The sequence below is a fragment of the Micromonospora sp. NPDC048986 genome (assembly GCF_040649335.1).
Lineage (GTDB): Bacteria > Actinomycetota > Actinomycetes > Mycobacteriales > Micromonosporaceae > Micromonospora > Micromonospora alfalfae.
The window spans coordinates 60459-72997 of sequence record NZ_JBEZFJ010000016.1 but is presented as its reverse complement, the minus strand read 5'-3'; the positions used below and the strand labels follow the sequence as shown (position 1 = coordinate 72997).

13 protein-coding genes are annotated in these 12539 nt (G+C 66.4%); 7 read left to right on the top strand and 6 right to left on the bottom strand.

Translation table 11 applies throughout. The features are described from left to right. The first annotated feature begins 554 nt into the window (after positions 1-554). Positions 555-1004: a hypothetical protein gene (locus tag AB0B94_RS27780; RefSeq protein ID WP_357286815.1), complete on the top strand. Its 450-nt coding sequence runs from the start codon at positions 555-557 to the stop codon at positions 1002-1004. A 94-nt stretch (positions 1005-1098) separates the two neighbouring features. Here AB0B94_RS27780 and AB0B94_RS27775 read toward each other — a convergent pair whose 3' ends face one another. Beyond that, the gene (locus AB0B94_RS27775; protein ID WP_357286812.1) at positions 1099-1623 is read right to left on the bottom strand and encodes a hypothetical protein; all 525 of its coding nucleotides are present in this window, start codon (positions 1621-1623) and stop codon (positions 1099-1101) included. A gap of 197 nt (positions 1624-1820) precedes the next feature. Between AB0B94_RS27775 and AB0B94_RS27770 the strand changes: the two genes are divergently transcribed. After that, positions 1821-2312, top strand: a complete 492-nt coding sequence (locus tag AB0B94_RS27770; protein WP_357286809.1) for a hypothetical protein — start codon at positions 1821-1823, stop codon at positions 2310-2312. A 187-nt stretch (positions 2313-2499) separates the two neighbouring features. Here the strand turns inward: AB0B94_RS27770 and AB0B94_RS27765 are convergent, their stop codons facing one another. After that, on the bottom strand, positions 2500-3069 hold the full coding sequence (locus AB0B94_RS27765) for a TetR/AcrR family transcriptional regulator (RefSeq protein ID WP_357286804.1): 570 nt from the start codon (positions 3067-3069) through the stop codon (positions 2500-2502). Positions 3070-3178: 109 nt separating this feature from the next. On the opposite strand from AB0B94_RS27765, the gene AB0B94_RS27760 reads away from it, so the two are divergent. Next, a complete protein-coding gene (locus AB0B94_RS27760; RefSeq protein ID WP_357286801.1) occupies positions 3179-3823 on the top strand; it encodes a class I SAM-dependent methyltransferase in 645 nt (214 codons plus the stop codon). Between the two features lie 133 nt (positions 3824-3956). On the opposite strand, the gene AB0B94_RS27755 is transcribed toward AB0B94_RS27760, so the two are convergent. From AB0B94_RS27755 to AB0B94_RS27740, 4 genes are all read right to left on the bottom strand, one after another. Next, on the bottom strand, positions 3957-4586 hold the full coding sequence (locus AB0B94_RS27755) for a hypothetical protein (protein WP_357286798.1): 630 nt from the start codon (positions 4584-4586) through the stop codon (positions 3957-3959). 303 nt (positions 4587-4889) lie between these two features. Further along, positions 4890-5246 carry a VOC family protein gene (locus AB0B94_RS27750; protein WP_357286795.1) on the bottom strand — a complete coding sequence of 119 codons (357 nt, stop codon included), beginning with the start codon at positions 5244-5246 and terminating at the stop codon, positions 4890-4892. Positions 5247-5382: 136 nt separating this feature from the next. Then, positions 5383-6051: an HAD-IA family hydrolase gene (locus tag AB0B94_RS27745; protein WP_357286791.1), complete on the bottom strand. Its 669-nt coding sequence runs from the start codon at positions 6049-6051 to the stop codon at positions 5383-5385. A 2-nt stretch (positions 6052-6053) separates the two neighbouring features. Continuing rightward, positions 6054-7079 (bottom strand): nitronate monooxygenase, encoded by a 1026-nt coding sequence (locus tag AB0B94_RS27740; protein ID WP_357286788.1) that lies wholly within the window; start codon positions 7077-7079, stop codon positions 6054-6056. Between the two features lie 149 nt (positions 7080-7228). Between AB0B94_RS27740 and AB0B94_RS27735 the strand changes: the two genes are divergently transcribed. The 4 genes from AB0B94_RS27735 to AB0B94_RS27720 all read left to right on the top strand — a co-directional run bounded on the left by AB0B94_RS27735 (position 7229) and on the right by AB0B94_RS27720 (position 12538). After that, a complete protein-coding gene (locus AB0B94_RS27735) occupies positions 7229-7537 on the top strand; it encodes a helix-turn-helix domain-containing protein (RefSeq protein WP_357286785.1) in 309 nt (102 codons plus the stop codon). Positions 7538-7557: 20 nt separating this feature from the next. Continuing rightward, on the top strand, positions 7558-8403 hold the full coding sequence (locus AB0B94_RS27730) for a PhzF family phenazine biosynthesis protein (protein ID WP_357286782.1): 846 nt from the start codon (positions 7558-7560) through the stop codon (positions 8401-8403). 202 nt (positions 8404-8605) lie between these two features. After that, positions 8606-8965, top strand: coding sequence for a VOC family protein (locus AB0B94_RS27725; protein ID WP_357286779.1), 360 nt, complete (start codon positions 8606-8608; stop codon positions 8963-8965). A gap of 228 nt (positions 8966-9193) precedes the next feature. Then, a complete protein-coding gene (locus AB0B94_RS27720; protein WP_357286776.1) occupies positions 9194-12538 on the top strand; it encodes an RHS repeat-associated core domain-containing protein in 3345 nt (1114 codons plus the stop codon). The last annotated feature ends 1 nt before the right edge of the window (position 12539 follow it).

Sequence of the window (12539 nt, the reverse complement as noted above, 5' to 3'; positions counted from 1 at the left end):
CTCATGCGGCTGACATGAGGCGGGCGATCCTGGGCGTGCTCCCCGATTGACCGATGGGGCTGCGGGAGCCAGCGCTGAGGTTCCAGTCCGACTTAAACGGTCAATTCATCCTGGCTGGACAGCGGCTACGTCGTCTGCTGCACCTCGGTGACGGCGTGAACGAAGGCGCGTGTCAACGCGTTGCACTGCCTGGTCTGGCACCTGGCCTGCGCGTTGCTGCCGGCCACCCTCGACGGATGACGCGTCCTCCGCTACCACTTCCGAGACTTGCCGCCACTTGAAGCAGCGCAGTTGTCTATGGTGTGGCGACCTTCGTCTTCAAGGTAAACGAGGAGGGTCACGTCAGACTGCCGGCAGTGGTCCGTCAATGGTGCGGCCTCGCGCGGCCCCGGCCAACTACCCAAGATCGCCGAACTCGCCGCCCGCCCCCCGCAGGTCAGCAGGTAAGCCGGCCGGAACCTATCCGCCTCGACCGCGCCTGCCCGGAATCAACGGTTGTCGACGTTTGCTGTACTCGACAGCGAGTACCCCCTCGGCGAAGGAGGCCCATTGTCATGTCCAGCTCCGAGTTCAGCCCCGAGGCCCTACGCACCCTGATCCGGGCCGGCGCCTGGGTTGGCGGTCCCGACACCAGGAAGGCCGCCGTGCACCTGCTGACCTCCACCAAGCTGCCGGACCAACCCGGCTTCGCCGAACTGGTCGAGGTCGTGCAGATCCCTGAGTACGACGACGGCCACGACATCCAGGTCGCCGTCATCCGCGACTGGCCGGCGCTGCTCGCACTGCCGGCGGTCGCGCAACTCTCCGACGACGACCAACGGCTGCTCGCCCTGGCCGGCAGCCTCGCCACCGGGCAGCCGGTAGACCTTGCCGCGAACGCCGCCGTGCGGGGCCACGAGCACGCGGCGAAGGTCGCCGAGGCAATGGTGATCGCCGCCGGATACCACATGAAGTACGAGGTCAAGGCGACCGAGCGGCTCACCGCGAGATTCGCCAAGGCCTGAAAGCGGAATGGAGGGGCACCTCACGAGTACGGATGGGTGCTCGGGTGGAGAGCGTCGCTCTGCCCCTCTCGCAAACCTCGACGTCTCGGTCGAACTAGGCAATCTCGTGCTCGCGGGATTTCGCTTTCGCCGCACTGTCGTTCATGCCGAGTTCGGCGGGATAGCTGGTGAAGTGCTTCAGGTCGAACTTGCGGACGGCCGTGGCCCACGGGTTGTGCGTGGCAATGTGGACGAGGTGTTCGAAATGGGAAAGGTACGTCTCGCCGCGCTCGGCCCGCTCCGCGAGGATGTAGGGCTCCAGGACGCGCCACGCCTGCCGGGAGCGGTAGCTGACAGTGCCCATCAAAAGCCTTGGATCGACCGCCTCGAACGCCAGCATCTGGCCCAGACCGTTGTAGTAGAGAGACAGTCGGACCACGTGGTGGCGGGCCTCGACCGGTAGGGCGCTGACGCTGATACCGGGTGGCGGGTGTCGGCCAGCAAGCTCGTTGAGGACGAAGTCCTCCGCGCGTATGAACTCGTCGCTGGATCGGTCTCGGGTCAGTAGCTCGATCGCAACGAGGGTCTGGTTGGCAGTCTGCGCCGAGCGCAGTTGGCGTACCGCGAATACGACTGTCACGACAACCGCGATCGCGGACCCGCATGCCGCTACGACGTCCGCCAGGTCGGATATCACAAGGCCCGAGGGTACCGGGCCGAGGCGAGCATTGATGGCTGCCTTCCCCGCGCGCAGGACTGGCGCGATGGGCGAAGCGCGGGTACGGCCCTGTCACACGGAGCCTATGCCAGGCCATCGAAGCCGTATACGTGTCTCTCATGCTGCTGATCGACAAGCAGTTCGCGTCTCGACACCAGTCGCCAACCCGTGTCGAGTTCTGTAGGGAGGCCGAGCGCGACTTCCCACTCGTCGTGGTCGAGGTACTCGCGTATGTCCACCACCGTCACGCCGGCCTCGGTGACGACATCAGCCGGGACCATGCCTGCGGCCCGAGCGAGCAGATCGGCAACATCCACGCGCGGATTTTTCAGCGTCGCAGCAGCATCCGCCCGGGGTTACGTCGTGATCGACATGGGCGGCGGTTCCAAGGCTCAACTCACGACGAAGTTGGCCATCATGGCCATGCCTTCGTGTTCGAGGTTGTGACTGGCCAGAACCGCAGTGACGGTGATGGTGAGCCGGAAAGCCAGATCGACCACCGCCGCCTCGACGACGTGGATTGGGACTGCGGGGATGGTGTGGTCCGCGTGGTCGTCACGATGCGTGCGCCACCGTGGTCATCGGGGCGAGTGGGCTCTGACCGGTGCTGACGGGCGCTGTCCGAGGCGGCAGGCAGCCCACGAACCAGTGCCGCCAGTCGCCCAAGACGAGGGGTAGGCCGCCCAGCTCGCGGACCCGACGAGCTCGTGCTTTTGGCTGAAGTCATCGGCGTGCGCCATGGCGAACCGGTCGGGTGCCTGCCGCGCCCGGCCTCTCTTGGCCGGGTGGCGTCTCGGGCTATTCCTGGCCAGCCTGGGTGACCAGCGCGTCCAGCAGTGCGGAGGTCACAGGTTCGCCGGTCACGAGCACCCGGAAGTGGATCGGCCCGACCGTCTGGTCGACGAGGAGGTCGATGTCGGCGTCGGCGGGCAGCTCGCCCCGTGTCACTGCCCTCTCGAACGGCACTCGGTCGCGGGCCCGCAGCAGGGGCAGAACCTCCGCTCGCAGCCGGGTGGCCAGCTCCGGATCGTGCTGGGCCTGACCGACCAGGGCCCGGAACACCGCGCCTGAGTCGGACACCTCGAGGAAGCGGACCAGCTCGTCGAGGTGGGCGCGCAGGTCGGTACGGAAGGCGCCGGTGTCGGGCAGCGTGAGCTCCTGGGCGCTGTCGGCGGTGAACGCGTCGACCAGGATGTCGGTCTTGGAACGCCACCACCGGTAGATCGTCTGCTTGGCGACGCCGGCCCGGGATGCGATGCCCTCGATGGTGACCTTGGCGTAGCCGATCTCGGCGACGAGGTCGTCCGCCGCCTGGAGCACGGCCTCGCGGGCCGCCTCGCTCCGGCCGTGCCGGTTGCCGCGATGCACCAGGTGCTCCTTCCCGTGAGACGTCTTTCCCGTGAGGAGTCCGAGTCTTCCGAGACATTACAAGATCCGGGGATAGACTAGACGCAACGTAGCGTCTAGTCTATCCGTCATGACGACGACACTGCACGACCCCGCCGTCCGCGACCTGATCGCCCGGCTGTTCACCGAGGCCGAGCGCGACGATGAGCGTTCGCCGGGCCGGCCCGCACCCACGGTCACGCCGCAGGAACGCTCCGACCTGCTCGAAGACGTCTACATGCCGATCTCGGCTCGCGGCGGCGACCTGCTCTACGCCCTGGTCCGCGCGGCCCGCCCGCAGACGGTGGTCGAGTTCGGCACCTCGTACGGAATCTCGACGCTCTACCTCGCCGCGGCCGTGCGCGACAACGGGATCGGGCACGTCACCACGACCGAACTCAGCGCGACCAAGGTCAAGGCGGCCCGCGCCAATATCGAAGCGGCCGGGTTCAGCGACCTCGTGACAGTGCTCGAGGGAGACGCGCTGACCACCCTCGGCACGGTCGGCGGCCCGATCGGCCTGGCGCTGCTCGACGGCTGGAAGGAGCTGTGCCTGCCCGTCCTGCGCCTGATCGAGGACCGGCTCGCTCCGGGCGCCCTGGTCATCGGCGACGACTCCACGTTCGGGTCGATGAGTGACTACGTGACCTACGTCCGAGACCCGGGCAACGGCTACGTCAGCATCGACTTCCCGGTCGAGGATGGCATGGAGCTCAGCTGCTGGACGGGCCGCTGATCGAAGAGGTCAGAACCGCCGATGCTCACGATGAGTAACCGGTGGACGTGGGCCGTCGCCCGAATCGCGGCACGAGAGTGATCCCGTTACTCGCAACTCAAAGCGAATGTAGAAGGTGTGCGGCCGGCGCAAATCAGGGAGATGCTGATTTAGCTTCGGCGGCGACCGATTCGCGCGTTGACGGCAGTGCCTGCCTGGACTCCCATCGGCCTGCCAGCCATGCCAGGTTCCCCCAGTAGCTCTCGACCCGGTACCTATTCCGCATCTCGGCGATGTGTGGGCTCGCTATCTCACGGATCTCCAGAATGGAAGCGCCCCAGTTGTTGACGATGAAAGCCTCGTCGGCCATATTGGCACGAACGAACATGCCCGCCACATCAAAGCCGTTACAACGGACCGTGACTGCTGTTTTCTGCTCCTCGGTCCACTGACTGTAGGGGGCTTCGATAACCGACGGCAGTACCCGGGCGGCGGACCGCATTTCGGGCGAGGTTATCAACTTGACCACCTCCATCGTGCCCTGAACCTGTTGTGAACGGTATGCCGCCTCGACCTGCCGCCCAGCGTGTCGAGCCTGACGAGCGCCAACCAGCAACGCTAGAGCAACGATTAGAGTGGAAACGACCTGGGAGATGGCGACGACGGTATTCACGCTGCGATTATCGCTTATATCAGGCCGCAGGTCGAGTCCGTCAACGGTCTCGACTCCGAGTGCCAGTGCACTCAATTCGGCAGATCCGGACGCCGCCGGGTCGCGCAACATGACTGACTGTAGTTGATTGTTGCAGGGCAAGCTCGGCCGCTAGTTCGCAGCCGCACTCGTAGATGCCGATAGCTGCCGTGTAGTTGGTGGAGTACCCGGCTCTGCACTCGAAGCCGTGCGCCGACACCGCTGGGCGGGACGCGGACGAATACGACCGGTCACGAATAGGTGCGTTGCACCAATCCGCGCCGGCACTACCGGAGCGCACTTGCTGTGGAGTGCCGTCGCCCGTTCGCGTCCTTCGACCGCCGCTCGTGTTCGAGGAGAACGTCGCCGCCCTGCTCCGACGGTAGGTGTCCGCCGTCAGCGGTGGTACTGGACCAGGCAAAACTCGTGGTCCTCCGGATCGGCCATGACGACAACCACGCCATCGTCGTAGTCGTGCCGTTCGCCGGTGAACCGGCCACCGAGATTGACGACCAGGGCCATGGCCTCGTCGATCTGGTCGACGGAGATGTCGAGGTGAATCCGCACCTTGCCTGTCCTGGCTTCCGACACCGGCTGGAACACCAGCCGTGGCTGAGGATCACCTCGTTCACCGAGGTAAACCCAGCCTTCCTGCGACGGACCGGGCTCGCGGCCGAGCAGGCCGCTCCAGAATCGGGCCACCCGCTCGGGGTCGAGGCAATCAACCGTCACACCGGACCAGACGTTCACCATGCGCTGATCCTGACGGAACTTCCGCTGCCCGGAGGCCGTGCATTGACCACGCACGGCCGGGTGCTGCCGATCTGGAGTTGCGGCTGCGATGCACAGTGGCGTCGGCACGTGTCGATGTGGATGCGTGGAGCCCTGGTCATGGCACCGTTGCGTCGAGCCAGTTCTCGATGAGTGGCGTCGCCTCGCCGAGGGTCCTGGTGATGTGATGTGCGGCGGTGAGCTGGGCCGCGGGATGGGTGGTGGTCAGTGCGATCACGGTCATCCGTGCCGCGCGGGCTGCTTCAATGCCGGCCGGGGCGTCCTCGATGACCAGGCAGTGCTGTGGCGAGGTTCGCAGCAGGGCGGCTGCGCGGAGGTAGCCTTCCGGGTCTGGTTTTCCGAGGGCGACCTGCGTGCTGTCCACCAGGACCGGGGGGTCAGGAAGGCCGCCTGCTCGCAGTCGTTGCCGCACGGTGGGGGCCCGGCCGGAGGTCACCACACCCCATCGCTGGTTCCGGATGACCTTCAGCACGCTCCGGGCGTCGGGGTACACCGGGAACGCGTCACCTTCGTCCGCCATGAAGTCGCGTACCAGTCGGTATTGGGCTTCGGCGTCGAGGTGTGGAGCGACGACTGCGATGGTGTCGATCGGGCGGCGACCGTGGGTATGCGCCCAGACGATCGCCGGGTCCAGGCTGTGGTGCAGCGCCCAGCGGTCCCAGATGCGGCGATATGCGGCGTAGGAGTCGACCAGGACGCCGTCGACGTCGAACAGCACGGCAGCACCGCTGTCGGCGTCTCCGCTGAAGCGAGCGAGGGACGTCATGGTTACCCAGTCCCGTCTGTTGTTCGAGTCGGGTGGCGCATCTGGTCGATGACGTTCACGGCCTGCGCCGTGAGTTCCTGGATGAGTTGGGCTGCCGGCCGGACCTCCCGGACGAGTTCGACCGATTGGCCTGCGTAGAGAGCCATGTCCGCCAGGTCACCGGTCATGCCGGGTAGGGGCATCAGATCCTCGTACCGGTAATGGGCCTGGCCCACGCTGTCGAAAGCTACGACTTCGCCTTCGCCGGGGCGGCCTGGCGCGGTAGGCGAACCGGCTAGTTCCCAACGTTGCAGGGTCGGGTTCCGCAATGCGCGGTGCGGGGCGTCGGGCCATCCGCCATCGAAACAGTGGGTGTGGACGGTGTCCTCGGCGGTGGCGGTGACGAGGTGTTGTCGGTACAGCTGGTGGGTGAAAGCTTCAGTGGCCGCCAGGAAACGCGTGCCCAGCCACGCGCCCTGTGCGCCCAGGGCCAGAACAGCGGCGAGGCCGCGGCCGTCGCTGATGCCGCCGGCGGCCATGACCGGAATCGGGCCCACCGCATCGACAACGGCCGGCACCAGAACCATGGTGGCGGTCGTGCCGCGAACATGGCCGCCAGCCTCCCAGCCCTGCGCCACGATGATGTCGACGCCGCAGCTAGCGGCGTGCACGGCCTCCCTGACGCTGCCGATGGTGTGCATATGCAGCGCACCGGCATCACGGATCCGGTGGCTGACCGGCTTTGGATCACCCCAGAACGTGGAGATGACCGGTACGCCCTCGTCCAAGCACACCGCCAGCGTGTCAATAATGGGAAAGTCCATCACCAGATTCACCCCGAACGGTCGCGAAGTCCGCTGCCGCACGTGGCGGATGTCGAGGCGCGCGCGCTCGGGACTCTGCCAGGTCGACGCCAGCATGCCGAGCCCACCGGCTTCGGCCACCGCCGCAGCCAGTTCGGGCGCTGCCGCGGAGCCGATCGGCGCCTGCACCACCGGCACGTCGATACCCAGCCGCTCGCACAAGGCGTTCCGCAATATGGACGTCACGTGTGCCCGACCCCCTGCGCTTCGAAAACCGAATCACTGGCGAGGAGGTACTGTATCGAAAAACGAAGCACCAGGAGAAGTGGGGCGAGGCTATGGCAGCGCCGAGGCCGGGAAGCCCGGTTCGCGGATCGAGCACCGGGCGCCCCTTGATGGCGGCGCTCGACCTCTTCGGACGTCGATGGAGTCTGCGCATCGTCTGGGAGCTACAGCGCGGCGCACTCGGCTTCCGCGCACTGCAGCAACACTGCGACAACATGTCGTCCAGCGTGCTGCGGCAGAGGCTGACCGAGCTGTCAGAGGCACGCATCGTCAAGCAGGAACCGGATGCCACCTATGCCCTCACCCAACTCGGAGAGGGTGCCTACCGAGCCCTGCGCCCCCTCGTCCGGTGGTCGGAGGAGTGGGCTCGCGCCCTCGCCGACGACGACCCGGCTACCACCGCGGAAACCCCGACGTGACTGGGAGTGTTGGCAACGACGTGACGATCGTCGATGCCTGCACCCGCCGCCGCCAAGGTGGCAGTCCTACCGCCGTGCTGATCGATGACATCACGCTCAGCGACAGCGCTCGGCGCGCGATCGTCCGGCGCGCTGGCACCTCGCACGCGGCGTTCGTCGACGCCGACGCGGGAGCCACGCCCACGGTGCGGTTCTTCACCGCACACGGTGAGCTCACCAACTGCGGGCACGGCACGATCGCCGCCCAGGCCGTCCTGTTGCACCGTCGCCGGATCAAGGAACATCGCTCTCGCCAGCGGACCGGTGGCCGCACCTTCGACACAACCGCGATCCAGCGCGACGACGGCATCGAGGTCTGGTTCGACCAGGGCCCGGTGGAGATTCAGGGCTGCCCTGCCGCGCAACGAGACAGCATCCTCGCCGCCCTTGGCGTCAGACCGAACGACATGGCCACCGAGGACATCCCGTGTGTCGCCTCACCGGGAACGCCACGCCTGCTCGTACCGGTCAGAACGCTGCCGACCCTGCTCTCGATACGGCCTGACCTCCGTCGACTCGCAGCCGAATGCCGCCGTCTCGGCTATCTCGGCTGCTTCGTCTACACGCTCTCCCCGACCCGCAACGCCGCGACCGCGCGGATGTTCGCGCCGGCGATCGGAGTCGCCGAGGACGTCGTCAACGCCAACAGCACGGGATGCCTCGCCGCACACCTGTTCACTATCCACGGCCACAACAGCATCGAAGTCGAGCAAGGGCACACTGCAGGCCGCCCCTCGTCGGTCTTCGCCACCGCCACCGCCACCGCGGAAGGCATTTCCGTCTGGGTCGGCGGAACTGCCAGGGTCCGATCCAGTCCCACCAGATGATCTCCACCGACTCCACCCAGCGCTCGGTGTTCTACCGGGACTGGTAGCCCCGCCTCGTTGGGTTCTTTGACCCGAAGTCGTCCAAGACGTGTTGGTCGGTCAAGGTCCATGCGGAAAGCTGGGTAAGCCACTGTTCTGCGTGGGGTACCTGCCAGAGTGGTTCATGCCCTTGAGCGCGTACCACCTCAGAACCTCGGTAGCCGTGTCCGACATTCAGAAGGCCGTGGCCTTCTACGAAGGCGCGCTGGGCCTGCGGGCGTTGCGGTCCGGCCCCAGCGCCACCGTCGCCGACGGCAGCCGCGTCTACGGCTCAGGCGGCGGGCCTGCGTTGAACGTGTACCAGTCGGTCACCGCCGGGAAGACCCCGGCGACGCTGGCGACGTGGTACGTCGACGACATCGACCAGATTGTCGATGAGCTCTCCTCGTCCGGCGTCGAGTTCGTTCGCTACGAGCAGCTTGAGCACGACGTCAAGGGGATCACCGCGCGGGCCGGAGGTGGACGTATCGCGTGGTTCCAGGACCCGGACGGCAACACCTTCGCTCTCGAAGCCGACGTGTGACCCCCTGGCTCCCGTTACCCCGCAATCGTGTGGACTGCGGCCTCTGAACGGGCGGACTTCGATCCTGTTTCCACACGGCAACTATTGCCTCATAGCAAGATCGCTTCCTGTCGATGTGCCCACTGTCCGATGTGTTCACCATCTTGATTACGAGCGGGGGGTACCCACCTTCCACTGTGGTTGCTGCCAGTCTCGGCTGGCATTCACTGAGTGACCATGGGGGGATTAGTGAGAAAGCTTTCCTGGGGTGGCGTCGTGTTGCTCGCCGCGTCGACTGTCCTCGCCGCGCCGGTGGCCGCACCGGCCGCTGCCAAGCCGGTCCCGAGTCCGGGCCGGACCAAGGCCGTCGCACCCGCCCAGCCCGGCTCGCCGGCGTCCGGCGACACGATCGCGCTGGGCCCGAGTCGGGGCACCGTCGCGCTGCTGGCCGGCCCGGTCTCGACGCCGAAGGGCACCGGGCCTGAGCGGAACGCCACGTTCACCTCGTTCGACCTGACCGACCGGGTCAAGCTGCAGGTCAATGCCGGCTCGGGCAATCTGCTGCTCCGGACCACCGACTTGGTGCTGCCCGGCATCAAGGACAACCTGGTGCTCGGTGCCGCCTACAACAGCCTGCTGGTCGGCGGCGACATCGAGATCGGCGCGTTCGGCCGCGGCTGGCTGTCCCGCTCCGGTGCCGACGTCAAGCTGATCAAGGCGGACGACAACTCGCTGACCTACGTCGCCGCGGACGGTGTGGTTGGGCGGTTCACCGTCAACGGCAACGGCTACAACACGCCGAACCAGTTCAAGGGCACAATGGCCAAGGACGGCGACGGCTGGAAGTTCACCGAGAACGAGGGCGGCCGTGAGCTCTACTTCACCTCGGCCGGCCTGCTCGACCGCACCGAGGACCGCGACAACAACATCACCGACTACACCTACAACGCGGCCGGCTCGCTGACCAAGGTGGCGTCCGACCGCGGTTCTACTGGCGCGAAGACGGTCACCGTCACCTACGCCAGCGGGCGGATCAGCCGGTTCCAGCAGTCGATCGACGCGAACAACGCGCGTGAGGTGCGGTACCAGTACAACAACAAGAGCAACCTGACGGCTATCGTGCCGTCGAGCGGGCACGCGGTGCGGTTCACCTACGACTCGTCGCAGCGGGTGAAGAAGATCGTCACCGGCTTCGACTCGGAGCCGGGCACCGAGACCCGCATCGACTACGACAGCCAGCACCGGGTCGCTGCGGTGACCAGGGTGCTGCAGAACGAATCGGCCGACAACCCCGACGGACGGCTGTCGGTCACCCGGTGGGCCTACACGTCGTCGACCGAGACGCAGTTGGCCGACGCCAACACCGACCTCACCAAACCGGTGCCCAGCGTCCCGCGCACCACGTACACGATCAACGACGAGAAGCGCGTCACCAAGGCGGTGGACCCGGCGGGCAAGGAGCGCTCGAAGGAGTACACCCAGTACAACGACGTGAAGAGCTCGACCGACGGCATGGGCAAGACGACGACCAGCTCGTACGGTGCCAACAGCGGCCAGTCGCTGACCGCGACCAGTTCGCCGACCGGTGCCGGCGCGTCCGCCAGCTATGGCAACGCGGCCACGCCGAGCAACCCGACCGGCAACTTCCAGCCGTCGTCGACGACGGACGCGCAGAAGAACCAGACCACATACACCTACAACGGCGCGGGCAACCAAACCTCGGCGAAGGACGCCGAGGCCGCGCAGGCCGACGTCGACTACAACAGCGACGGCACGGTCAAGACCAGCACCGACCCGACCAACAAGAGCAGCAACAACGCGACCAAGTACACGTACTACGGCGACAAGCAGCTGCAGACGATCACGCCGCCTACCGGCAACAGCCTCGGCGCGCGCGACTTCACCTACGACGCGTTCGGGCGGATCCGCACCCAGACTGACGGCGCGGGCAACACGCAGACTCTGGAGTACGACTCCGACGACCGCACCGTGAAGATTTCCTACTCCGACGGCCGCTCGCCGGTGGAGTTCCAGTACGACGGCGCGGGCAACACCACCTACCGTTCGGACGCGGAGTCGGACGAGACGTTCGTCTACGACCGGATGAACCGGCTGATCCAGCGTGGCGACGAATACTCGCCCGTGCAGTACACCTACGACCCGGTCGGCAATCTGACCAGGTTGCACGGTGACTGGCGCGGTGACACCGACTACACCTACGACAACCGCAACCTGCTCACCAAGATGGTGGTTGACGACGACACCGAGTACACGTTCAGCTACGACGACGAAGGCCGGCGTACCGATTCCAAGATGGCGGGCATCTGGAGTGCGCCCGACACCGTCGCGGCGACCCACAACACCTACGACGACTCGGGCCGGCTCACCCGGACCACCTCCAAGCGCTGGCAGACGGTGAACAACGCCGACCAGGAGACGGTGGTCTACGACGTCTCCTACTGCTACGCCAAGCGGGTCGGCACCGCCTCCTGTTCCACGGCGAAGACCGATGACACCGGCTTGCGTCAGTGGGAGACCCAGCACCACCGCGGCGGCACCGTGCAGGTCTACACGTACGACAAGGCCAACCGCCTGACCAAGGCCACCGACACGGCCAGCGGCACCTACGACTACGCGTACGACAGCAACGGCAACCGCACCAGCGTCAAGACCAACGGCACTGAGACGCAGAAGCTGACCTACAACTCGGCCAACCAGATCAACACGAGCGGATACACCTACGACGGCGCGGGCAACCAGCTCAACGGCTCGGGCATGAAGAGCGCCGTCTACAACGCCGCCGGCCAGACCGCCGAGAACACCCAGGGCCCGAAGGAGTTCTCGCTCAGCTACCTCGGCCCCGACCAGATGCAGCTGGACTCGGCCGTGGACTACAACGACGAGGAGAACGGCGACTACTACTACGAGTGGGGCCGCGACGACCAGCACAGCGTGCCGATGGTCGAGGACTACCAGGTGCCCAGCTACGACCACCACTTCCTCGAGCGGGACGCTGACGGCACGCTCATCGGCCTGCGCGTCAACACCAAGAAGGATGACGCCTGGTCGAGCTACTTCGCGGTACTCGACGGGCTCGGCTCGGTGGTCGCCATGATCTCCGAAGACGGCTCACTGGCAGGCACCTACACCTACGACCCGTGGGGCCGCACCACGGCCACCGTCGCCAACGAGCCGTTCATCAACGAGCTGGCGGTTGGTTACGCCAGCGGCCTCAAGGTGGGCTCGCTGATCAAGTTCGGCAAGCGCTGGTACGACCCGGCGACCGGCCGGTTCACCCAGCAGGACAGCCTCAACCGGATCGGCGACCCGGCGCACGGCAACCGATACGCATACGCCGGTGACAACCCGACCAACAACCTCGATCCGACCGGCATGAGCGCACTCGGCGATTTCATGGGCCACGTGGACGGTTTCATGGGGTTCGGCGCGGTCGTCGGCACCATCGGAGGTTGCGCCCTGGGTGCGCTCGCCTTTGGTGTCGGTTGCCTGGCCGGCGCCGAGGTCGGCGCCATGATCGGCGGGGTCATCGGGCTCGGTGTAGGAATGATCGACTACGGACTCAACGAGGTGTGAC